The 21,304-nt window shown below is 73.1% G+C and carries 18 protein-coding genes and 1 pseudogene; 12 read left to right on the forward strand and 7 right to left on the reverse strand.

Features of this window, described 5'->3' with window-relative positions; all coding sequences use genetic code 11:
* Positions 1-140 precede the first annotated feature (140 nt).
* The 4 genes from ACFWIS_RS20905 (at position 141) to ACFWIS_RS20920 (ending at position 4,728) form a co-directional block, all read left to right on the forward strand.
* Positions 141-377 (forward strand): phosphopantetheine-binding protein, encoded by a 237-nt coding sequence (locus ACFWIS_RS20905; RefSeq protein WP_380455661.1) that lies wholly within the window; start codon positions 141-143, stop codon positions 375-377.
* Positions 378-1,024: 647 nt separating this feature from the next.
* Entirely contained in the window at positions 1,025-1,498 is a 474-nt protein-coding gene (locus tag ACFWIS_RS20910; protein WP_380455659.1) for a hypothetical protein, read from the forward strand.
* A 254-nt stretch (positions 1,499-1,752) separates the two neighbouring features.
* Complete coding sequence (locus ACFWIS_RS20915; RefSeq protein WP_380455658.1) at positions 1,753-2,370, forward strand: hypothetical protein; 618 nt, start codon at positions 1,753-1,755, stop codon at positions 2,368-2,370.
* A 366-nt stretch (positions 2,371-2,736) separates the two neighbouring features.
* Positions 2,737-4,728, forward strand: coding sequence for a putative Ig domain-containing protein (locus tag ACFWIS_RS20920; RefSeq protein WP_380455656.1), 1,992 nt, complete (start codon positions 2,737-2,739; stop codon positions 4,726-4,728).
* Positions 4,729-4,792: 64 nt separating this feature from the next.
* Here ACFWIS_RS20920 and ACFWIS_RS20925 read toward each other — a convergent pair whose 3' ends face one another.
* Positions 4,793-5,269, reverse strand: a complete 477-nt coding sequence (locus tag ACFWIS_RS20925; protein ID WP_380455654.1) for a hypothetical protein — start codon at positions 5,267-5,269, stop codon at positions 4,793-4,795.
* A gap of 483 nt (positions 5,270-5,752) precedes the next feature.
* Here ACFWIS_RS20925 and ACFWIS_RS20930 point away from each other — a divergent pair.
* A pseudogene (locus ACFWIS_RS20930) lies at positions 5,753-5,992 on the forward strand (molybdopterin cofactor-binding domain-containing protein); the annotation flags it as partial.
* 42 nt (positions 5,993-6,034) lie between these two features.
* Here ACFWIS_RS20930 and ACFWIS_RS20935 read toward each other — a convergent pair.
* Positions 6,035-6,544 carry a universal stress protein gene (locus tag ACFWIS_RS20935; RefSeq protein WP_380455652.1) on the reverse strand — a complete coding sequence of 170 codons (510 nt, stop codon included), beginning with the start codon at positions 6,542-6,544 and terminating at the stop codon, positions 6,035-6,037.
* A 211-nt stretch (positions 6,545-6,755) separates the two neighbouring features.
* Positions 6,756-8,936: a potassium-transporting ATPase subunit KdpB gene (kdpB, locus tag ACFWIS_RS20940; protein WP_380455650.1), complete on the reverse strand. Its 2,181-nt coding sequence runs from the start codon at positions 8,934-8,936 to the stop codon at positions 6,756-6,758.
* Between the two features lie 367 nt (positions 8,937-9,303).
* On the opposite strand from kdpB, the gene ACFWIS_RS20945 reads away from it, so the two are divergent.
* From ACFWIS_RS20945 to ACFWIS_RS20955, 3 genes are all read left to right on the forward strand, one after another.
* Positions 9,304-9,486: a hypothetical protein gene (locus ACFWIS_RS20945; protein WP_380455648.1), complete on the forward strand. Its 183-nt coding sequence runs from the start codon at positions 9,304-9,306 to the stop codon at positions 9,484-9,486.
* A 40-nt stretch (positions 9,487-9,526) separates the two neighbouring features.
* Positions 9,527-10,873, forward strand: coding sequence for a diaminopimelate decarboxylase (gene lysA / locus ACFWIS_RS20950; protein ID WP_380455647.1), 1,347 nt, complete (start codon positions 9,527-9,529; stop codon positions 10,871-10,873).
* A gap of 413 nt (positions 10,874-11,286) precedes the next feature.
* Positions 11,287-11,979 carry a hypothetical protein gene (locus ACFWIS_RS20955; RefSeq protein WP_380455645.1) on the forward strand — a complete coding sequence of 231 codons (693 nt, stop codon included), beginning with the start codon at positions 11,287-11,289 and terminating at the stop codon, positions 11,977-11,979.
* Positions 11,980-12,063: 84 nt separating this feature from the next.
* Here the strand turns inward: ACFWIS_RS20955 and ACFWIS_RS20960 are convergent, their stop codons facing one another.
* The 4 genes from ACFWIS_RS20960 to ACFWIS_RS20975 all read right to left on the reverse strand — a co-directional run bounded on the left by ACFWIS_RS20960 (position 12,064) and on the right by ACFWIS_RS20975 (position 17,020).
* Entirely contained in the window at positions 12,064-12,651 is a 588-nt protein-coding gene (locus ACFWIS_RS20960; RefSeq protein WP_380455643.1) for a hypothetical protein, read from the reverse strand.
* Between the two features lies 1 nt (position 12,652).
* Complete coding sequence (locus tag ACFWIS_RS20965) at positions 12,653-13,426, reverse strand: phosphotransferase family protein (RefSeq protein WP_380455641.1); 774 nt, start codon at positions 13,424-13,426, stop codon at positions 12,653-12,655.
* Between the two features lie 267 nt (positions 13,427-13,693).
* Entirely contained in the window at positions 13,694-15,211 is a 1,518-nt protein-coding gene (locus ACFWIS_RS20970) for a protease (RefSeq protein ID WP_380455640.1), read from the reverse strand.
* Positions 15,212-15,490: 279 nt separating this feature from the next.
* On the reverse strand, positions 15,491-17,020 hold the full coding sequence (locus ACFWIS_RS20975) for a PHB depolymerase family esterase (protein WP_380455638.1): 1,530 nt from the start codon (positions 17,018-17,020) through the stop codon (positions 15,491-15,493).
* A 261-nt stretch (positions 17,021-17,281) separates the two neighbouring features.
* Between ACFWIS_RS20975 and ACFWIS_RS20980 the strand changes: the two genes are divergently transcribed.
* The 4 genes from ACFWIS_RS20980 (at position 17,282) to ACFWIS_RS20995 (ending at position 21,301) form a co-directional block, all read left to right on the forward strand.
* A complete protein-coding gene (locus tag ACFWIS_RS20980) occupies positions 17,282-17,875 on the forward strand; it encodes an isochorismatase family protein (protein WP_380455636.1) in 594 nt (197 codons plus the stop codon).
* Between the two features lie 323 nt (positions 17,876-18,198).
* Entirely contained in the window at positions 18,199-19,539 is a 1,341-nt protein-coding gene (locus ACFWIS_RS20985; RefSeq protein ID WP_380455634.1) for an ABC transporter substrate-binding protein, read from the forward strand.
* On the forward strand, positions 19,536-20,477 hold the full coding sequence (locus tag ACFWIS_RS20990) for a carbohydrate ABC transporter permease (RefSeq protein ID WP_380455632.1): 942 nt from the start codon (positions 19,536-19,538) through the stop codon (positions 20,475-20,477). The genes ACFWIS_RS20985 and ACFWIS_RS20990 overlap by 4 nt, the downstream gene beginning before the upstream one ends.
* The gene (locus tag ACFWIS_RS20995) at positions 20,474-21,301 is read left to right on the forward strand and encodes a carbohydrate ABC transporter permease (protein ID WP_380455630.1); all 828 of its coding nucleotides are present in this window, start codon (positions 20,474-20,476) and stop codon (positions 21,299-21,301) included. The genes ACFWIS_RS20990 and ACFWIS_RS20995 overlap by 4 nt, the downstream gene beginning before the upstream one ends.
* Positions 21,302-21,304: the final 3 nt, after the last annotated feature.

Here is a 21,304-nt window from a genome sequence, read left to right on the forward strand (position 1 = left end):
GGTCGTGTGCCGCCCGTGACGTTCGCCGACATCCTCGAGTTCGTGCGCGAATGCGGATCCGGGCCCGCCGGATCCCGTACTTTCCGTTTTCCACGAATGTCCTGTGAATTCGCCGGGACTCCCACCGGGAGGAATGTGACATGGATCTGAACAGCCAGCTGGCGGCGATCTGGACCGAACTGCTCAAGTGCGACGAGGTCACCGCCGGGACGGACTTCTTCGAGTGCGGCGGAACCTCGATCGTGGCCGTCTACCTGGCCGCCGACATCCAGGAGAAGCTCCAGGTCACGGTGGACGCGATCGAGATCGTCTCGCACCGGAAGTTCGGCGACCTGGTGGTCCTGGTCGCCGAGCGGCACGCCGCGGCCCCGGCCTGAGCGCGGGCCCGGCCTGAGCGCGGGCCCGGCCTGAGCGCGGGCCCGGCCTGAGCGCGGGCCCGAGTGCCGCCCCCGGCCTGAGCGCGGTCCTCGGGATCCTGCTGTTCGGCATCGGCTCCCTGTTGGCCGCGGACCTCGGAAAGGCCGTCACCCGGAATGACGAGCGGACGCCGCGGGACCGGGCCAGGATTCCCGGCCGGCTGCGCCGGGCATGGCCCCGGTCGTTGCGTCCTGGAATCCAGCGGTGATCGTGGCCGGCGGTGGCCGTCGGCGGGATTCGCCCTGGCCTGGTTCGTCGCCCGTGGAATCCGCTGAACACCGGCCGGTGGCCGTCCGGCATTCCGGGACCTTTCCGGGTCCGCGTTTCCGTGCGCGCGTTTTCGTGCGTGCGTTTCCGTGCGGGCGTCTCCGGTTCCGCGTCCCCGAGCCCCAGCAGGCGGGCGGACGCGCTGGGGGAGGCCCGGGCGGCGGAGTCACCGGCCGACCGGATGACGCGTTGCGGGCGCTCGCCGCGACGGCCGGGACCGTTACCCGATCGGCCTCCCGCCGCCGGAGCGCCCGTACGACGATCGGACGACCCGGCGCGCAGGTGCTCTGAGTGACGGTTAGCGTCGGCCGCAACGCGTCCCCAATCCTTGGAGCCCCTCGTGCAGCGGTGGATCGTCCTGACAGCACTGACCTCGGCCCTCACCGGCCTCGCTGCTCCCGCCCTGGCCGCCGACCCGGCCCCGGCGCAGGCCCCGGCCCGGCGTGTGGTGCGGGATTCGCCCGGTACGGCGGTCACCCTCGGTGAGGCCCGGATCGACCCGAAGGTGCCCGGCCGGGTCCGGGTGGACGTGGGCTACCTCTGCTCGGTCGCCGACGAGGCCCGGTCGCTCACCGTCTCGGTCGAGCAGACGGACCCGGAGGACGCAGCCTCGAAGGCGTTCGGCTCCAGCCGCACCGCCGAGGCCGACATCGTCTGCGACGGCAACCAGCGGCAGCGCCAGCTGATCGTCCAGTCCAAGACCTCCAACTGGATCCCGGACGTCGACGCCGTCGTGATCGCCACCGTCTCCAACATCGGTGCGTCGCCGTCCGCCTCGGCCGACAGCCGCCGGGTGAAGCTCGCCGCCGGCTGAGCCGCCCGCCCGCCCGCCCGCCCGCCCGGCCGACCGCCCGTCCCCCGGGACCCCCCCGACCGCCCGTCACCGTCGCCGTCATCGTGGCCCGGCCCTCCGGCCGGGCCTCGGTGCTGTCCGGGGTGTCGGCGGTTCGCCGAGGCAGCCGTTCCGCTTCACGATTCCACAGGTGAAGGGGCCGGTCCGGCTCTGGCCCCTTGTTCTACAGTGCTGTAGAACTAAGGCTCGGAGTGAACAGCGAACGGGGGCACGGCATGGACAGGCCGCTTCGACTGCCGCAGCAGGATCGGGCCGACTTCGAGACGGAGTTGAGCAGGGCACTGGCCGCGCCGCAGGTGCGGGCGGCGCTGCGGGACAGTGGGGAGGAGGCGCGCGGGGTGGAGCGGCTGCGGCGGACGGCGCGGGAGAACGCCGAGTACGTGCTGGCCGCCGCGGCGCCGGAGTACGAGCGCTACGCGGCACTGCGGGCGGACGCCGACGCGGTGGCGCGGCTGCCGGTGGACGCGCCGGCGCGGGAGCGGGCGTCCGGCTGGTGGGGCGTGCTGGGGGTGATCGTGCCGATCATCGCGGTCGCCGCGGCCGTGGCCTTCCTGGTGCTCGGCCATCTGCTGGGCTTGGCCGAGGACCTGGCGGTGCTGGGGCACGCGCTGGTGGGGGCCGGCTGGGTGGCCGCCGGGGTGGCGGCGGTCTGTCTGCTGGTCGGCGGGCTGGGGCTGTTGGGGTCGGCGGCGCGGGGGCGGGGCCCGGAGGCCGGGGCGACGGAGGGGCCGGGCGAGCTGGTGCAGGCGCGGGATGCCTGGCGGTCGGCCCTGGCGGAGCGCGGGCTGGTGCCGTACCTGGTGGCGCAGGCGAGCGCGGGGCGGCGGGTCTGACGGCCCGCCGCCCGAGCGGCCAGACGATTCACCGCCCGGGCGGACAGCGGGTCAAGGCGGGGGTGTGGTCGGGTAAGGGGCGGTTAAAATCGGTGCCCGGCCGGAGAGTTGACGCGCGGCCGGTTCGCGGGCGATCGGGCCGGGCGGGGCGGGCGCGGTGACCCGCCGAGGGGTGTGCGAGTGGTCGGGTGGCGCTGCCGGGCGTCGCACGGAGGGCCTTGTGCGCGCCCATCAGTGAAATATCATATGGCGCATTGCACAGTGGTCGGCCCGGAGTGAGACCCCGTTCCCCGTCCTTCCGGACCGCATGTGTGCCCCACCCGTGCACCCCTCCCCCCCCACGTCACGAGAGACGGAACCCGACCCGTGTTCAGATTCCGATCCCGCACGCCCGGACGCGCCCGACGCGCCCCGCGCACCGCCCTGGTGGCGCTCGCGGCCGCGCTGGCCGGTGCCGCGCTCAGCAGTCCGCTGTCCGCGATGGCCGACTCCCACGCGCCGCAGCCCACCACCGTGGCGGCCCGGCCCGGCACCCCGAAGGCCGCCTCCCCGCAGAAGTCCGCCCCGCAGAAGTCCGGCCCGCGCCGGGTCGGGGCGGCCAAGGCCGGGCCCGTCGGCGCCACCACCAAGGCGCCCAAGCTGGTGGACGGCGCCGACCCGGGCACCGGCGAGCACGGCGACGGCAACGTCGCCAACCAGTACGACCTCCAGGTCACCTACAAGGGCGGCCAGGAGTCGACCGGTGTGGTGATCGGCGCGCCCAAGGTCTACCTGGTGCTCTGGGGCTCCCAGTGGGGCACCCCGTCCACCAACGCCACCGGCGACACCGTGACCACCGGCGACCCGGACCAGGCGGCCCCTTACCAGCAGGACTTCTTCAAGGGCCTCGGCAGCGCCGGCGACGGCTGGAGCGCCGTGCTCACCCAGTACTGCGAGGGCATCGCCGCCGGCTCCGTCCAGTGCCCGGCCGGCTCCGCGCACATCCCGTACCCGCAGCCGGGCAGCGTGCTCGCCGGCGTCTGGGTGGACAACGCCGCCCCCGCGCCGCAGTCCGCGACCGAGCCGCAGCTCGGAGCCGAGGCGCTGGCCGCCGCCAAGCACTTCGGCAACCTGACCGAGGCGCAGAACCGCAACGTCCAGTACGTCATCGACTCACCGCAGGGCACCGACCCGGACAAGTGGAAGGAGCTGGGCTACTGCGCCTGGCACGACTTCCAGCGCTCCCCGTACGGCCAGCTCGCCTACACCAACATGCCGTACCTGACGGACGTGGCCGGCTGCGGCACCAACTGGTTCGGCGAGAACACCCCGCGCGGGCGGCTGGACGGCTACGGGATCATCGGCGGCCACGAGTACGCGGAGACGGTGAGCGACCCGAACACCCCCGGCGGCTGGACCGACGCCACCGGCCAGGAGATCGGTGACAAGTGCGCCTGGATCCCCAAGGGCTCCAACGGCGGGCTGTTCACCGAGGACCTCTCGACCGGCTCCTTCCCGCTGCAGACCCTGTGGTCCAACGCCGACCACCTGTGCATGGCCTCGGACCCGGTCGTGGCCTCCCCGCCGGTCTCGGTGAGCACCATGTGCGACCGCACCGACAAGGCCGGGCAGCCGCTGTCGATCCCGGCGGTGGGCGTCTCCAGCAGCGGCGCTGCCCTGACCTACAGCGCCACCGGACTGCCGCAGGGGCTGGCCGTCGACGCCCACAGCGGGGTGATCTCCGGCACCGCCGCCGCCACGAACGGCTACCAGCGGATCACCGTCACGGCGACCGACCCGGCGGGCAAGGCGGCCTCCACCGGTTTCTGGGAGAACGTCAGCGCCTCCGGCGGCACGGGCTGCGGCGGGATCGAGCAGCTCATCGACCCGGGCTTCGAGAACGGCTCGGCGGACGTGAACCACACCGTGATGACGGACGCCTGGAGCCCGTCGGGCTACAACCTCATCACCCCGTCCAGCCTGCACGCGCCGCACTCCGGCTCCTGGTACGCCTGGCTCGGCCAGAACACCGGGACGGACGACTCGATCACCACCTACCTCAACACCTACCCGGGCTACGGGCAGGCGAGCTTCTCCTTCTGGCTGGACGTGGCGCCGGTCGACCCCGCGGCACCCGCCGCCGACACGCTGTCGCTGGTGGCGATCGACCAGTACACCGGGCAGCCGCTCGGCACGGTGAAGACCTGGAGCGGCCGCAACCCGACCAACGGCTACCAGTACCAGTCGGTGGACCTCTCCCCGCTCATCGGCCAGGTCGGCTGGGGGACCACCATCGGCCTCGAACTGGTCTCCCACGAGACCGGCGCCAACCCGACCACCTCCTTCCTGATCGACGACGCCTCGGGCCGCGAGAGCTGATCCCGCCCCCCGACGCCGGCCCCGCCACCACGGTTCACGGTGGCGGGGTCGGCGTCATGATCCGTCACCCCTCCGGCAGCGGCCGGGGGCCGTCGGCGTGGGTTCGGGCCGCGTCCACCAGCAACTGGACGGTTCCCAGCGGAAGTTGCAGCCGCCGGGCGATCCAGGGGGCCGGCCGCCCGGTCCGGGCGAGCATCCAGGCGGAATACAACTGACCCAGCTGCGGGGCCCGTTCGGCGAGCAGCAGCGGGCGGACGGCCTCCATCGGGAAGCCCTCCAGCGCACGGGCGCTGTACTCGCGCCCGTTGGGGCCGGGCGGGGGCAGCGGGAGCGGGCGGCGGGCGTCGAGCCAGCGGCCGAGCAGGACGGCCCCCACCACCAGCAGGCCGGAACAGGAGACGCCGATCAGGATGCCGCCGATGACCGGGCGGTCGCCCTCCTCGGCCAGCCCGAGGGCGACCTCCTCCAGCACGAGCAGCCCGAGCACGGCGGCCAGCACCGCCGCCTCGCGGGGCCGGGGGAGGAGCCGGGACGTCGTCATGGGAAACCTCTTCCTCGGCAGCGGGGCCGGGAGGCTGGGGCGGGCGCGGCGACTCACCCTCCGTACAACGGCGACGAACGGCCCGGGGCACGCCCGGACGGCCTGACGGTGAAGGGGCGTGCACTGAGTTGACGACACGTCAGCGACTCAGCGGTGCGCCGGAGTTCTGCCGAGGGGTGACCCGGGAACGCGGAGCCGGGCAGGGGCGTCGAGCGGGTCGCGATCCGCAGGGGTGTGGTCCATGCGTCTCGCCTCCTTCCGGTCGGGCGCGCCAGGGTGGTGCGGACGTCGACGGGGCAGGGGTTTCACCTTCGGACCCGTCGACAGCATAGCCCGGTCATGCCAACTTCGACAGCTCTGTCGAAGTTGGCCCGCGGAACCGCCAACTCCCCTTGGAGCACCGGCAGGTGAGGTGCGCCCCTGGAGGATCGACCAGCGCCGACGGGTGCGAATGGTGCCCGGGCCCACTCGTGACACCCGCCCCCCGAGGGCTGGCTGGTCGGCCAGGGCTTCGCCATGGCCGCCCTCGCGACCGGCCCACCCGGCGGCCACCTCGCCGACGCGACGGTGTCCCCGTGGGAGGACGGCGGCTACGACGTCGCCGTGGGCACCGCCGAGTTCGGCAACGGCGCCACCACCGTGCACCAGCAGATCACCACCGGGGCCCTCGGCACCACCGCGGACCGGATCGCGATCCGCCAGTCCGACCCCGACCTCGTACGCGGTCGCCCCCGCCTCCGCCTCCGCCAACGCGCTGCGCGACGCCTACCGCGCCAGCAGCGGCAGCGGTGCCCCGGTCCGGGCGGGCAGCTCCAGCCGGGTCAGCAGCGCCGACGGCGAGACCTCGATCACCCGGCAGCCGGCCCGGTGCCGGCAGTGCCGGGCGACGGAGGTGCCGCGCAGCCGGTCGAAGCGGCGCCGGGTGGCCGCGCCGAGGACGAGCAGGTCGTCCGGTCCGGTGACGGCGGCGACCAGGGCGGGCCCCGGTTCGGCGTTCACCACCATCGGGTGGATGACCAGGCCGGACGGGTAGCCGCCGTAGGCCTGCTCGAAGGCGATGTCCAGGCGGCGACGGGCGGCGTGCTCCAGTTCGGAGAGCGGGCGAAGGCCGTCCCTGTCGCCCGTCGTCCAGGCGGCGACGGGCACCAGCACGGCCGCGTTCCGGGCCGCCTCGCCGACGGCGTGGTAGAGGGCGGCCAGACTGCTCAGTGACCCGCTCAGGCCGACGATCACTCGGGTGGTGCCGTTGGTGGTCCCGCTCGTGGTCCCGGTCATGGCCGTTCGCCTCCGTCTCTCCGGTAGCTCTTCGGTAGCTCTTCGGTCGAGTCCTGCCGGTCGATTGCTCCTTGCACCGGATGCCTCCAGTGAAACCCGGAACCGATCCGTCCGTACCGGCGCTGACACCTCCATGACGTCGGGCGCCCACTTCTTGACGGCCCCCTGACAGCGGCGCCCCTGACAGCGGCGCCCCTGACTGCGGCGCCGGTCAGCCCAGTCCGGGCACGAACTCGATCAGCAGGTCGATCGCCTTGATGCCGAGGAAGGGCAGGATCAGCCCGCCCAGTCCGTACACCCGCAGGTTGCGCCGGAGCAGGTCGGTCGCGGAGGCGGGCTGGTAGCGCACGCCGCGCAGGGCGAGCGGGATCAGGGCGACGATGATCAGCGCGTTGAAGATGATCGCGGAGGCGATCGCGGACTGCGGGCTGTGCAGGCCCATGATGTTGAGATCGTGCAGCCCGGGGTAGGCGTGGGCGAACATCGCGGGGATGATCGCGAAGAACTTGGCGACGTCGTTGGTGATCGAGAAGGTGGTCAACGCGCCCCGGGTGATGAGGAGTTGCTTGCCGACCCGGACGATGTCGATCAGCTTCGCCGGGTTGGAGTCGAGGTCGACCATGTTGCCGGCCTCCTTGGCGGCCGCGGTGCCGGAGTTCATCGCGACGCCGACGTCGGCCTGGGCGAGGGCGGGCGCGTCGTTGGTGCCGTCGCCGGTCATCGCCACCATGTTGCCGGCGGCCTGTTCGCGCTTGAGATGGGCGAGCTTGTCCTCGGGGGTGGCCTCGGCCAGGAAGTCGTCCACCCCGGCCTCCCCGGCGATCGCCCGGGCGGTGAGCGGGTTGTCGCCGGTGACCATGACGGTGCGGATGCCCATCCGGCGCAGCTCGGCGAAGCGTTCGGCGATGCCCTCCTTGATCACGTCCTTGAGCTCGACCACGCCGAGCGCCCGGGCGCCGTGCCGGTCGTGCACGGCGACCAGCAGCGGGGTGCCGCCCGCCTCGGCGATCCGGTCGACCAGTGGCTTCGCCTCCATCGGCATCCGGCCGCCGGAGTCCACCACCCAGCGGGCCACGGCCGCGGCCGCGCCCTTGCGGATCAGGCAGCCGGTGCCGTCCGGCCAGGTGAGGTCGACGCCGCTCATCCGGCTGTGCGCGGTGAACGGGACCGGCCGCTGCTCGCCGAGCTCGCCGGGGGCCCGTGGCGGCACCCAGTACTGACGGTTCGTCAGGTCAACGAGTGAGCGCCCCTCCGGGGTCTCGTCCGCGACGGAGGCCAACTGGGCGGCCTCGGCGAGCTGTTCGGTGGTCGCGCCGGGCAGCGGGTGCAGGGCGACGGCCCGGCGGTTGCCGTGGGTGATGGTGCCGGTCTTGTCCAGCAGCAGCACGTCCACGTCGCCCGCGGCCTCGACCGCCCGGCCGGACAGGGCGATCACATTGCGCTGGACCAGCCGGTCCATCCCCGCGATGCCGATCGCGGACAGCAGTGCGCCGATGGTGGTCGGGATCAGCGCGACCATCAGCGCCACCAGTACGACGGTGGTCTGCGGGGCGCGGGCGTAGATCGCCATCGGCTGGAGCGAGACCACGGACAGCAGGAAGACGATGGTGAGCGAGGCCAGCAGGATGTTGAGGGCGATCTCGTTCGGAGTCTTCTGCCGGTTCGCGCCCTCGACCAGGGCGATCATCCGGTCCACGAAGCTCTGCCCGGGGCGGGAGGTGACCCGGACGACCAGGTGGTCGGAGAGCACCTTCGTCCCCCCGGTGACGGCCGTGCGGTCGCCGCCGGACTCGCGGATCACCGGCGCGGACTCGCCGGTGATCGCGGACTCGTCCACGCTCGCGACGCCCTCGACCACCTCGCCGTCCCGTGGGACGGCCTCCCCGGCCGGCACCAGCACGATGTCGTGCAGCGTCAACTCCTCGGCGGGGACGACCTCGTGGCGGTGGTCGCGGGTGCCGACCCGCCAGTGCAGCAGCCGCCGGGCCGTCATTCCGGCCTGGGCACGGCGCAGCGAGTCGGCCTGCGCCTTGCCCCGGCTCTCGGCCACCGCCTCGGCGAGGTTGGCGAACAGCACCGTCAGCCACAACCAGAAGGAGATCACCCAGGCGAACACGCTCGGCTGGAGGACGGCGTTGATCGTGGTGAGCGCCGAGCCGGTCTCGACCACCAGCATCACCGGGTTGCGCATCATGGTGCGCGGGTGGAGCTTGCGGGCGGCGGCCGGCAGGGCCTCGGCGAGCTGCTGCCGGGTGATCAGGGCGCGGCGGCCCCTGGGGGTCGACGGACGGTGGCTGGGGTGTGGCGGCTCCGGGGTGGCGGGCTCCGGGCGACGGAACCAGTCGGTTCGGGGGGCGGTGGCATCCGGTGTGGTGAGGGCCGAACGGCGCATCGTCTCGGGGGACCTTCCGGGCCGCCCCTTCCTCGGCTTCTCAGCGGCGGGGCGGCGGGCTCGGTGGCGACGGGGGACGGCGGCCAGCCCACCACCGGATTCCGCCGGGTCATGCGGCTCTTGACGCGGGCTTGGCGGGGAAGCGCCGGTTCTTGACAGTTCCCTGACACCATGATCGATCTGCCCCTCACCTGCACGAACACCCGTTCGCGGGCTCGGGATGAAGGGCATGTCAGGAAGTCGTCAAGGTACGCCCCCGATGCGTAGGCCGTGCGTCAAGGCCGGGTGCGAACCGTGGCCGGAGGGTCTCCACTGGATCCGGGGCCGCCGGACGACGGCCCGCCGAAGCCTCCCGAGGAGCCCCGCCGTGACCACCGCCACCGCCGTCATCGACGTCGACGCCGTCCAGCCGCCCGCGCGCACCGTCCACCTGCTGCCCGCCACCGACCGCCAGGACCGGCCCGAGCCGCCCTCACCCCGGCCGGGCACCGTCGACCACGCCCGCACCCGCCCGGCGCACTGCCGCTTCGCCCTGCACTACGAAGACTGACCCGAGCCACCTTTCCCGACCATCCGCAGGAGTAGTCGCCATGACCCAGCTGATCGCCCCACCGGTTTCGACCCCCGCCCCCGGCGACGCGCTCGGCGGCCCGTGGCCGGCCTCGGCGCGGCCCGGCCCGGGAGCCGAGGTGCTGGTCGGCGGGGTCGGGCTGGCGGAGGCCGCCGAGCGGTTCGGCACCCCGCTGTACGTGCTCGACGAGGGCGAGGTACGGGCCCGGGCCCGGGCGTACCGGCGGGCGCTGCCGCACGCCGACGTGCTCTACGCGGCCAAGGCCTTCCTGTGCAGCGCGATGGCCGACTGGGCGGCGGAGGAGGGCCTCGGCCTGGACGTCTGCTCCGCCGGTGAACTCTGGCTGGCCGTCTCGGCGGGCTTCCCGGCCCGGCGCATCCTGCTGCACGGCAACGCCAAGTCCCCGGAGGAACTGCGGCTGGCGCGGCGGCTGCGGGTCGGCCGGATCGTGATCGACGGCCCGGCCGAGATCGCCCGGCTGGCGGCGCTGGTGGCGGCGGACACCCCGCAGGAGGTGCTGGTCCGGGTCGTCCCCGGGATCGCCGCCGGACACCACGCGAAGGTGCGGACGGCGGTCGGCGGGCAGAAGTTCGGCTTCCCGATCGAGGGCGGCGACGCGGCCGACGCGATCGCCCGGGTGCTCGACCAGCCGGGGCTGGAACTGGTCGGGCTGCACTGCCACTTGGGCTCGCAGATCACCTCGGTCGAGCCGTACCTCCAGGCGATGGACGCGCTGGTGCACCTGCTCGCGGAGGTGCGCGACCGGCACGGCGTCGAGCTGCGCGAGCTCGACCTCGGCGGCGGCCACGGCATCAAGTACCTCCCCGGAGACGCCGAGTTCGACCTCGCCGAGTTCGCCGTCCGGGTGACCGATCGGCTCGCGGTCCGCTGCGCCGAGACCGGACTGGACGTGCCCCGCCTGACCGTCGAACCCGGCCGCGCCATCGTCGGCCCGGCCGCCGTGGCCGTCTACCGGGTGCTCTCGGTCAAGCACACGGCGGACGGCCGCACCTTCGTCGCCGTGGACGGCGGCATGAGCGACAACCCGCGCCCGGCGCTGTACGGATCCCCGTACAGCGTCCGCCTGGTGGGCCGCCGCTCGGAGGCGGGCACGGCCCGGGTGGACGTGGTCGGGCGGCACTGCGAGGCCGGGGACGTACTCGTGCGCGACGCGGTGCTCCCCGCCGACCTCCGCCCGGGCGACCTGCTGGCCGTCCCGGCGGCCGGGGCGTACCAGCTGTCGATGGCCTCCGGCTACAACCTGGTCGGCCGCCCGGCGGTGGCAGCGGTGAAGGACGGCCGGGCCCGGTTGCTGATCCGGCGGGAGACCGTCGAGGACTTCCGCCTGCGCGAAGTCGGCCGCTGACACCGGACGGGTGCTGCACGAGAAGTCGGCCCGGTCGACTTCTCGTGCAGGCTAGGTCGGTGAGTTGTTCGGCGGTGGACCTCGGGCGGCCGGGGTCCACCGCGAGGGCCGGGGACAGGGGGCGTTGACCGCTGTGTGCAGCACCGGGTGCGTGATCACGGGAGCCGGGAGCCGGGAGCCGGGAGCCGGGAGCCGGGAGCCGGGAGCCGGGAGCCGGGAGCCGGGCTCAGGGCGCAGGGCTCAGGGCGCAGGGCTCGCCGGAGGCGCTACTCCCCGGGGAGTAGCGGAACTCCCTCCACTGGTACGACGACGGCGTACGAGGGCTCCGGGTTTGCTGGGCACAGCCGCGTCGGGAGGTGCACGACCTCCGCCGATGCAGGCGCGGCTGTGGTCGGACTCGGAATGAGGGGGACATGGACAGAAGGAGTTCGCGCGCGGCGTGGCGCCGCGGCGGCCCGGTCTTCGTGGTCGGCTTCGTCATCAGCTTGGTCCTCGGGGCGGTGCTGTCCCGGAGCTCCGTCTACCTGCCCACCGCCACGCCGGGCCAGTTGAGGGACTACTACGACCACAGTGGTACGGCGGTCACGGTGTCATCGCTGCTCCAACTGATCGCCGCCGGAGGCTTGCTGCGGTTCGGACTCGGTGCGACCGCCGTGGTGGGCGCCGGTCGCCGGGCGAGGTACGCGACCTGGCTCGCCGCCGGGGCCTTCGCGCTATCGAGTGGGCTGGCGCTGTCCCTGACGGTGGTCGCGGGCAGTGCGGGGGACGGCACGCTGCTGGTGCTGGCCCGGCTCACCCTGGTGATCGGCGGTCCGATCCACCTGGCCGGGCTCGCCGGGCTGCTGTGGTCGGTGTCGCGACGCGCACTCGCCGAGGGGCTCGGGCCGCGCTGGCTGGCCCGGTTCGGTGTCGCCGTGGGCCCGTTGCTGCTGATATCCCTGGCCTCGCTCCTGGTGCCCGCGGTGGCCGTGGTGGAACCTCTGTGGCGGCTGCTGGCCGCGGTGTGGATCAACGGTGTCAGCGCTGCCGGGCTCGGCCGGGCCGACCGCCGCGGCGCCGTTGCCGAGTCGGGTCGGACGGGGACGCGTTCGCCGGCTGATAGCTGATGGACCACCACCCAACGTTTCGGCGCTGGCTCATGAGGCGAAGGGCGAGAAGGCGGTCGGGTCGCCTTCTCGCGCGACCGGGTCTCAGCGGGGCCAGGCGGCCACCAGGGCGCGGTGGCTCGCGAAGCGCGGGCCGGGAACCGTGTCACGGACCTCCCGGCCGTCCAGCCAGCAGATCTCGAAGACATCGGTCTCGGTGTCGAGCAGGCAGCACACCCCGCCGGCGGCGGCGGTGAGGCCGGTGAACACCGACCTGACGCTCGCGGACCGCTCGAACATCCGGCTCATCCCCGAGGTGGCCGCGGTGAACTGCAGCGATGCGTGGCGGGGGTGCAGCGTGGGCGCGAACCGGACGGTGAGGTAGATGCATCCGACCGCGATCCTCCCGAGCTCGTCGAACTCCACCGTACGACCCGCGAAGTACTCGCGTACGACGTCATCGGCACCGAACAGGAGGACGGTGTCCAGATCGAGCGTGCCGCCCGCCGAGCAATCCACCGGCTCACTGCGGAAGTTGGAGGTGAACGGGACGGCGACCCGGTCGCCACCGGGCAGGGTGACCGTCAGCGGCGGGGTGCGGCGGTTCGGCGGCGCAAGCTCAGCGACCCGGGCGAGTGCGCGGGCGACGTTCCGGGTCGGTACGAAGATCTCGTAGCTGTAGTCGAGTCCCATGTCAGACCCGGGATTTCAGTACGTCGATCTCGCAGCCCGGCGCGGACGGATCAAAGCCGTGCTCGACCAGCCAGCGGACCGCCAGCAGGCTCCGCAGCGACCACCACGCGCGGATCACCTCGACGTCGACGTCGGTCCCGTAACCGGACAGGACGTCGGCCAGGTGCTCCTCGTGGCCGAGCGTCAGGACGGCGAGGTCGAACAGGGCGTCGCCCGGGCCCGCCTCGGACCAGTCGATCACGCCGGTGACCTCCTCGCCGTCGACGAACACGTGGGAGGCCTGGAGGTCGCCGTGGGTGAACACAGGCGTCCACGACCGGAGCGCGGCCCCGGCGATCCGGCGGTTGACCGCGACGAGCTCGGTGGGCAGGGCGCCGTTGTCGACGAGCCACTCGCACTTGCTGTCGAGCTCTGCCGTGACCGAGTCGAGGCTCTGGCCGGGCCAGGGTGGTAGGGGTGCCTCGTGCAGCCTCCGTACGGCGGCGCCCGCCGCGGCCCAGGCCCCGGGCGACGCCGACGACGGCTCGCCGAGGTGGCCGAGCGCCACCCCCGGGAGGGCGGCCAGGGCGAGCACCGGGGGCTGGTGCCAGAGGATCTCGGGCGTCGGGAGGGGCGCCAGCGCCATGGCCGCGGCTTCGGTCTCGGCGCGCGCCCGATCGGCGTCGACCTTCAGGAACACCTCGCCGACCCGCAGGGTCGCCCGCTCGCTGTGGGCGACCACGACCTCGACCTCGTCCCCGACCGCTTCCCCGACCTCTTCCACGGCTTCTTCCACGGCGGTCATTGTTCCCCGCGTCGACCGCGGCCGTCGCGGGGTTTTCCGCGTGCGCCGCTCAGCCCGGCGTTCGGTGGTGATGGCGCCGGCCTCGCGCAGGGTGGTGGCGTGGGCGGAGGCGGCCGGCGCGCAGGGTGCGCCGGGTGTCCGGCCAGTCCGGGGCGAGGCAGGGCCGGACCAGCGCCCGGGACCTGCTGACGGAACGGACGCAATGACCTCGCCCCGTCGAGCCGCACGCTCGACGGGGCGAGGCATGGCCGGCCGGTGTCACCCAGTGCGGACGGCGCTGACCAGGTCGGGCAGCAGGGTGGCCGCGTTCGGCGTGCCGAGGCCGGTGACCGGGTCCCAGCCGGTGGTGGCGGGGTAGCCCGGGACGGTCGGGTCGGTGGTGTTGTTGCCGAGGGTCACGTCGTTGAAGTCGGCCGCGTACTTGGCCGGGTTCGCGGCCAGCTTGTACAGGGCCGGGTTGATCTGGCCGAGGCCGCCGCCGTTGATCTGGTCCGCGATCGAGACCAGGCCGGCCCACTGCGGGCAGGAGAGCGACGTCCCGCCGATGTCGTACCAGCCGGTGCTGCACGGTGTGCCACCGCACTTGAGGCCCGAGTTGCCGTCCGGCGGCAGCGACAGGTAGACCAGCGCGCCGGTGCTGGAGGCGGCCTGCAGGGAGATGTCCGGTACGCCGCGCTTGGTGCCGATCGCGGTGGAGCCGCCGGGCAGCGCCGACTGGTAGCCGGGCTTGTCGAAGACCTGGCTGAACCCGCCGCCCGAGTTGGTCCAACCGACCTCGGCGGAGCCGGAGTGGCTCTGGCAGGCGGCCGGGTTGTCGGTGCTGTCCACGCTCCGGCCGTCGGTCGCGTTGGGGTCGGTGCACAAGTAGGTGCCGCCGACGCCTGTCACCAGCGGGTCGGAGGCCGGCCACTCCACCGAGGGGTACGGCAGGGTGGAGCCACCCTGCTTCACCGGGGTCTTCTCGGAGCCGACCGTGCCGCTGTCGCCGGAGGAGCCGAGCACCGTGACGCCGTTCAGGGCCGCCGACTTGAAGGCGTGCCGCAGCGGCTCGATCGACTGGGAGCTGGCGAACGCGCCCTCGGCGGAGGCGAAGGACTGGGAGATGACGTTCGCCAGGTGGTGGTCGACCACGTACTGTTCGGCGTTCATCAGGGCGGGCAGGCCCTGGACGCCGAGGGTCTCGGCGGTGGGCGTGGAGACCAGCAGGATGTTGGCCCCGGGGGCCATCGCGTGCGCCGTCTCGACGTCCAGGGCGACTTCGAGCGCCCAGCTGGCCTTGCTCTCCTGGCCGGTGCCCTGGCTGGTGGACGGCGGCGGGGTGGTGGCCGGATCGCCCTGGACGTGCAGCTCGCTGAAGGTCGGCATGCCCGGCTGGCAGGTCACGCCTTCCTCACCGCACATCGCGGCGACGCCGAGGGCCTGGTCGAAGACGTGCAGGTCGTGCGCCATCGTGTCGCTGCCGTAGGAGTCGAAGATGGCGATGGTCTGGCCCCGGCCGTCGAACCCGCTCGCGTACAGCGGACCGAGATTGTAGGCGGCCCTGATCGCCTGTGGGGAGAAGCAGCGGCGGCCCGCCGAGGCGCACTGCGCCTGGGTGGGGGGAGTGGTGCTCGCCGACACCTGGAGGTAGTCGGCCACGGCGGGGTGCACCGTCGGGTAGTCGGCGGCGGCGCCGACCGCGCTGACGGCCGTCGGGACGGCGAACGCGCCGGAGGCCGCGAGGGCCAGGCTGCTCACGCCGGCCAGCAGCATCCGGCGGATGGTTGGAGCCTTCAAGTAGTCCTCCACGAGGGATGGTTGGGGGACATCGGCCCGGGACCCGGGTCGGATCCGACGACACCGGGTACGTGGGGGCGTCCGGGACGCGAGGTCACGGACGGCGGCGAGTGTAGGCGCGGTGGCGGTGAGGTCTCAATGGCCCGTCGCGCACCGGTTCTCCCACCCGACCGGTCCCGGTCCGCGCAGGCGGCTTCCGTCGGCAGGCCTGCCAGGGCTCCTTCGTCCGGACACAGTCGGGTGAGAGGTGGACCGGGGAGATTTCTCACCCGATTCTTGTCAACCGGTGCCGGCCGGACAGCCCGCGTCGGCGATCACGTAGTAGCCGGGGGAGGTCTCCTCCAGGGTGTGGGTGGTGAGGACGTTCCACAGGCCCATGTCCTGACCGGAGCCGTTGGCGTAGGTGTACCCGCCGCTCTGGTGGGCGCGGCCGGCCACGGTCTGCTGGTAGTTGTCGGCGGTGTAGCAGCTCGGGGCGGCGCCGGCCGTGGTCGCGTTGACGACGGCCGAGCGGTCGCCGTCGGTGCCGGCGGAGTCGACGGCGGCGACGGTGTAGCCGTACGAGGTGCCGGCGGCCAGGCCGGCGTCGGTGTAGCCGGTTCCGGTCACCGCGCCGGTGTTGACCTTCACGCCGTCCCGGTAGACGTCGTAGGAGGCCGCGCCGGGGACCGGGTTCCAGGCGAGCGAGACCGAGCCGGCCGTGCTGCCGGTGACGGCGAGTCCGCCGGGGGCCGGGAGTCCGCCTCCGGTCACGGGAGTGGTGAGGCCCCAGAACTGGGCGGTGTAGTAGCTGGAGCAGATGGCGGCGAGGAAGTAGGCGCCGGTCGTGCCGCACTGGTCGGGGCCTGAGCCGGGGGCGACCGCGAGGCCGTGGCCCATTCCGGAGACGGAGTACAGCTCGACGGCCGGGTCGCCGGCGCCGTCGTCGTACGTGGTCAGGGTGGTGCCGCCGGGAAGGCTCCGGGTGGCGGACGGGGTCTGGCCGATGCCCCACACGTCCGTCCACTGGTCGCGCAGCTCGGTGCCGTTGACCGACTGGACGGTGTAGTCGGCGGTGCCCTGCCAGATCGCCACCCGGGGCCACGGACCGCCGTACCCCGGGTCGGAGTTGCGGACCTTGTCGCCCCACTGGGCCGGGGTGAGGTGCTGGCTCCCGCTCTGGCAGCCGGAGGCGGCGGCCTGGGTGGTGGCGCACTGGGCGGGGACGCCGGAGTCGACGGCGCCGCCGGCGAACACGTCGGGGTAGTCGGCCAGCAGGTCGGCGGTCAGGCCACCACCTGCGGACAGGCCGGTGACGAACACCCGGTGGGGGTCGGAGCCGTAGAGCGCCTCCGCCCGGTTCACCATCTGCACGACGGACGCGGCCTCGCCGTTACCACGGGTGTCCTTGCCGGAGTCGAACCAACTGAAGCAGGACAGCGGGTTGTTGGTCGAGTTCGTCTGTGGGAGCACCACGGCGAAGCGGTAGGCGTCCGCGTACTTGGGCCAGCCGGAGCCCCGGTAGTAGTCGGTCGCGGTCTGGGTGCAGCCGTGCAGGGCGACCACCAGCGGCGCCCCGGCGGGCAGGCCGGCCGGGACGTAGCTGTACATCGCGAGGTTGCCGGGATTCGAGCCGAAGCCGCCGACCTGCTGGAAGGTCCCGCTGTCGGCGGCGGCGGGAGTGACGGCGGCAGGAGCGGCGGCGGCTGTCTCCGGGGTCGCGGAGGCGGGAGTGGCGGCGGTCGTGAGGCCGAGGCCGGGGCCGAAGCCGAGGACGGAGAGGACGGCGAGGAGGAGGGCGAGTACGCGCCTGCGCAAGGGTTCGGGCATGGCTGGGCTCCAAGGGCGAGATCGTGCCGTGAAGCATGGAGGCCGGGGACGGCCGGGGACATGGAACGGGAGCCCACCGCGCGGCGGCCCGCCGTGTGCCCCGGCGCCATCGTCAAGCCGCTTCGGGCGCCCCCGGTTCGGGGTTCCGTCGGGCGCCCGAACCCGTTCGAGTGAACGGCCGCCCGGTTGCTTCGTCTACGGCCGTCAACACGCCAAGCTGGGCCGCGAATCGGTGGGACCCCCCGGAGGAAAGGCCGTTCGATGGCGCGCGCGCTGATCGTGGTGGATGTGCAGAAGGACTTCTGTGAGGGCGGCAGCGTGCCGGTCGGCGGCGGGGCCGACCGGGCACGGGCGATCGCTGCGCTGATCCAGGGGCCGGAGCGGGAGGGCTGGTCCCGGGTGGTGGCCACCCGGGACCATCACGTCGACCCCGGTGGCCACTTCTCCGAGCAGCCCGACTTCGACGACTCCTTTCCGGTGCACCTCGTGGTCGGCACCGAGGGCGGCGAGTTCCACCCGGCCTTCACCCCGGCCGTCGAGGCCGGCGCGGTGGACGAGGTGTTCTACAAGGGCACCCACTCCGCCTCGAAGAGCGGTTTCGAGGGCTTCACCGCCGACGGCACCCCGCTCGCCGACTGGCTGCACGACCGGGGCGTGGACGCCGTCGACGTGGTCGGCATCGCCACCGACCACTGCGTCAAGGCCACGGCCCTGGACGCCCGGCGGGCCGGCTTCGACGCCCGGGCGCTGCTGGACTGCACGGCGGGCGTGGCGGCCGGCACCACCGATGCCGCACTCTCCGAACTGCGCAGCGCGGGCGTGGACTTGACGGGAGCCCCGGTCGTCCGCAGCTGAGCCGGGCGCCGTCGGCGGAGGTCCCTCGCCGGGCTCGGGCGGAGGTTCCTCAGCTCCGTCGGGGCGGAGAGGTGAGGGGCGGTAACGGAACGGTTGCGGTGCCCGTCCCACCGGGGCCGGGGTCTTGACGGCGTGGTGAGCGGGGGCGTTTGCTGTCTCCCGCTCGTGCGAATCTGTTCAGTTCTGGTTTGTTTTGTGGTTTTGAACGTTCAAATCCACGGACGGACACCCGAACGCGCGAATGCATCCGCGCGCATCCCAGCGAACCCCCTGCCCACGCCCGTCCCGTTCCCGCACAGCGCCACCTCACCGGGAGGAATGCAATGTCACACCTTTCCCGTCGCGACCTGCTCCGGTCCTCCGGAGCCGGCCTGCTGGCCCTCGCCGCCGGCGGCACCCTCGCGGGCTGCGGCTCCGGCTCCGGGGGCGCCGCAGGTGGGGACGCCGACACCGGCACGGTCACCGTCTGGTCCTGGGCCACGGCGGCCGCCGCCCTGCGTGCCGTCGTCCCGGCCTTCGAGCAGGACAACCCCGGCATCAAGGTCGACGTCCAGGACATCGGCAACCCCGCCATCTGGGACAAGATCACCGTCGGTCTGGCGGCCGGTGGCCAGGGCCTCGGCGACGTCCTGCACATCGGCTGCGACTACCTCCCCGGCTACCTGGAGAAGTTCCCCGGCGGTCTCGCGGACCTCTCCGGCTTCGGCGCCGACGCCCACAAGGACAAGTTCGCCAAGGGCCTGTGGCCGGTCGTCACCGGCAAGGACGGCCACGCCTACGCGCTGCCCTGGGAGGTCAACCCGCTCGGCTTCTTCTACCGCAAGGACTACTTCGACAAGGCCGGCCTCGACCCCACCACCTTCGCCACCTGGGACGACCTGACGGCGGTCGCCGACCGCTTCAAGGCCGCCAACCCCGGCATCTCGCTGGTCGGCATCAACAAGGCCGCCAACCCCAGTCCCGACCTGGACTTCGTGCAGTCCCTGATGCAGCTCCAGGGCGCCTTCTACTTCGACCTCCAGGGCCGGATCACCCTCGGCTCCCAGCCGGAGGTCCGGGCCCTGGCCACCCTCAAGAGCCTGGACGACGCCGGGCTGGTCGCCGACGCCCCCGGCGACCAGGGCTGGGCCACCCTGATGAAGGCCGGCAAGCTCGCCGTCGCCCCGATGCCCGCCTGGGCGGTGCACTACCTGGAGGCCAAGTTCGCCGACCAGAGCGGCGACTGGCGCCTCGCCAAGCCCCCGGCCGTCACCCCCGGCGGCAAGCGCACCGCCCTGGTCAACTCCACTCACCTCGCGGTCTCCGCCGGCAGCCCGCGCCGCCGCGCCGCCTGGAAGTTCGTCGAGTACGCGCTCACCCGCCCCGCCTCGGTGAACGCCATGTTCAACGGCGGCGGCGTCTTCCCCGCCCTCGTGGACGCCTACGCCGACCCGATGTACGCGAAGCCCAGCGACTACTACGGCGGCCAGTCCCCGCTGAAGACCTTCACCGAACTGGCCACCGACGGCGGCGACCCGACCAACTACTCCAGCGACTACGCCCGCGCCCTCAAGCTCGCCGGCGACGCCCAGACCAAGGTCTTCCTCAAGGCCGGAGACCCGGCCACCGTCCTCCAGGACGCCGCCAAGCAGCTCGCCCAGCAGACCGGGCGCACCATCGCATGACCGCCACCGCCCCGCCCCCCGTCCTCACCGGGCCGGCCCGCCCCGCCCGCCGCACCGAGCGCGCCCGCCGCCGGGCCCGCCTGCGCCGCACCGCCCTGCCGTACCTGCTGCTCGCCCCCGCCCTGCTCACCTTCGGGGTGTTCAAGGCCTACCCGGTCGTCGACTCGCTGCTGCTCTCCTTCACCACCGGCTCCGGTGCCGCCACCCGCCCCGCGGGCCTGGCCAACTACCGCCGCCTGCTGGACGATCCGCTGTTCTGGACGGCCCTGCGCAACACCGCCGAGATCCTCGTCGTGCAGGTCCCGCTGATGCTCGGGCTGGCCCTGCTGCTGGCCGTCGGCATCAACTCCGCCCTGGTGCGCTGGCGGGCCGTCTGGCGGCTCGGCGTCTTCATGCCCGCCGTCACCGGCCTGGTCGCCACCGGCGTGATGTTCGCCTTCCTGCTCAGGCGCGACGACGGCGCCGTCAACTGGCTGCTGGACGCCGTCGGCCTGCCCGCCGTCGACTGGCTCGGGCAGCCGTTCTGGGCCCGGATGTCCGTCGTCCTGGTGCTGACCTGGCACTACACCGGCTACAACGCCGTCATCTACCTGGCCGGCCTGCAGTCCGTCCCCAGGGAGCTGTACGAGGCCGCGATGGTCGACGGCGCCGGGCCGGTCCGCCGCTTCACCGCGATCACCGTCCCGGCGCTGCGCCCGCTGCTGCTGTTCACCGTGGTGCTCTCCACCATCGGCACGCTCCAACTCTTCGACGAGCCGTACGTGTTGACCGGCGGCGGGCCGGACAACGCCACCCTGACCGTCTCCATGTACCTGTACCAGAACGGCTTCCGCTACTTCGACTTCGGCTACGCCTCGGCCATCGCCTACGCGCTCACCCTGCTGGTGGCCGTGCTCGGCGCGGTCCAGATGCGCCTGATGGGGGACAAGGACCGATGAACCCCAAGAAGCTCCGCGGCTGGCCGCTGACCTTCCTGCTGGCCGGCCTCACCGGGCTCTCCGTCGCCCCCTTCTACTGGCTGCTGATCTCCACCACCCGCAAGGACACCGAGATCTTCGACTGGCCGCCGCACCTGCTGCCCGGCGGCGGCCTCGGCGAGAACCTGCACCGGCTCGACCACCGGATCGGCCTGTTCCGGGTGCTCGGCAACTCCCTGCTGGTGGCCGGGGTCCAGACCCTCGGCGCACTGGTGGTCGCCCTGCTGGCCGGCTACGCCTTCGCCAAGTTCCGCTTCCGCGGCCGCACCCTGCTGTTCGCGCTGCTGCTCTCCACCCTCGTGGTGCCCGAACAGGTCATGCTGGTACCGCTGTTCAAGATGATGACGAACTTCGGCCTGCTGGACTCCTACCAGGCGATCATCCTGCCCGGCCTGTGCGTGCCGTTCGCGATCTTCCTGATGCGCCAGTCGCTGGCCGGCCTGCCGGACGAACTCCTGGACGCCGCGCGGGTGGACGGCGCGGGCGAGTTCCGGGTGCTGTGGAACGTCGTCGTCCCGGTCATGCGGCCGGTGCTCGCGGCGCTCTCGATCTTCCTCTTCCTGGGCTCCTGGAACCAGTTCGTCTGGCCGCTGATCGCCCTGCGCAGCCCGGACATGCACACCCTGCCGGTCGCCCTCGCGACCCTCTACGGCAACCAGGCCACCACCGACTACGGCGCCATCCTCTCCGGCACCGCGCTGTCCACCCTGCCGATGATGGTCCTCTTCCTGGTCCTCCAGCGGCAGTTCATCTCCGGCCTGCTGGCCGGCGCCACGAAAGGCTGAGCG

The sequence above is a fragment of the Kitasatospora sp. NPDC127060 genome, from assembly GCF_042724935.1.
Taxonomy (GTDB): Bacteria; Actinomycetota; Actinomycetes; order Streptomycetales; family Streptomycetaceae; genus Kitasatospora.

What these genes read in the sequence shown, in the direction of transcription:
- ACFWIS_RS20915 (WP_380455658.1), top strand. Translation starts at nt 1,753, where the DNA reads ATGGACAGGCCGCTTCGACTGCCGCAGCAGGATCGGGCCGACTTCGAG.
- ACFWIS_RS20990 (WP_380455632.1), top strand. Translation starts at nt 19,536, where the DNA reads ATGACCGCCACCGCCCCGCCCCCCGTCCTCACCGGGCCGGCCCGCCCC.
- ACFWIS_RS20925 (WP_380455654.1), bottom strand. Translation starts at nt 5,269, where the DNA reads ATGACGACGTCCCGGCTCCTCCCCCGGCCCCGCGAGGCGGCGGTGCTG.
- ACFWIS_RS20960 (WP_380455643.1), bottom strand. Translation starts at nt 12,651, where the DNA reads ATGGGACTCGACTACAGCTACGAGATCTTCGTACCGACCCGGAACGTC.
- ACFWIS_RS20985 (WP_380455634.1), top strand. Translation starts at nt 18,199, where the DNA reads ATGTCACACCTTTCCCGTCGCGACCTGCTCCGGTCCTCCGGAGCCGGC.
- ACFWIS_RS20955 (WP_380455645.1), top strand. Translation starts at nt 11,287, where the DNA reads ATGGACAGAAGGAGTTCGCGCGCGGCGTGGCGCCGCGGCGGCCCGGTC.
- ACFWIS_RS20980 (WP_380455636.1), top strand. Translation starts at nt 17,282, where the DNA reads ATGGCGCGCGCGCTGATCGTGGTGGATGTGCAGAAGGACTTCTGTGAG.
- ACFWIS_RS20935 (WP_380455652.1), bottom strand. Translation starts at nt 6,544, where the DNA reads ATGACCGGGACCACGAGCGGGACCACCAACGGCACCACCCGAGTGATC.
- lysA (WP_380455647.1), top strand. Translation starts at nt 9,527, where the DNA reads ATGACCCAGCTGATCGCCCCACCGGTTTCGACCCCCGCCCCCGGCGAC.
- ACFWIS_RS20975 (WP_380455638.1), bottom strand. Translation starts at nt 17,020, where the DNA reads ATGCCCGAACCCTTGCGCAGGCGCGTACTCGCCCTCCTCCTCGCCGTC.
- kdpB (WP_380455650.1), bottom strand. Translation starts at nt 8,936, where the DNA reads ATGCGCCGTTCGGCCCTCACCACACCGGATGCCACCGCCCCCCGAACC.
- ACFWIS_RS20905 (WP_380455661.1), top strand. Translation starts at nt 141, where the DNA reads ATGGATCTGAACAGCCAGCTGGCGGCGATCTGGACCGAACTGCTCAAG.
- ACFWIS_RS20995 (WP_380455630.1), top strand. Translation starts at nt 20,474, where the DNA reads ATGAACCCCAAGAAGCTCCGCGGCTGGCCGCTGACCTTCCTGCTGGCC.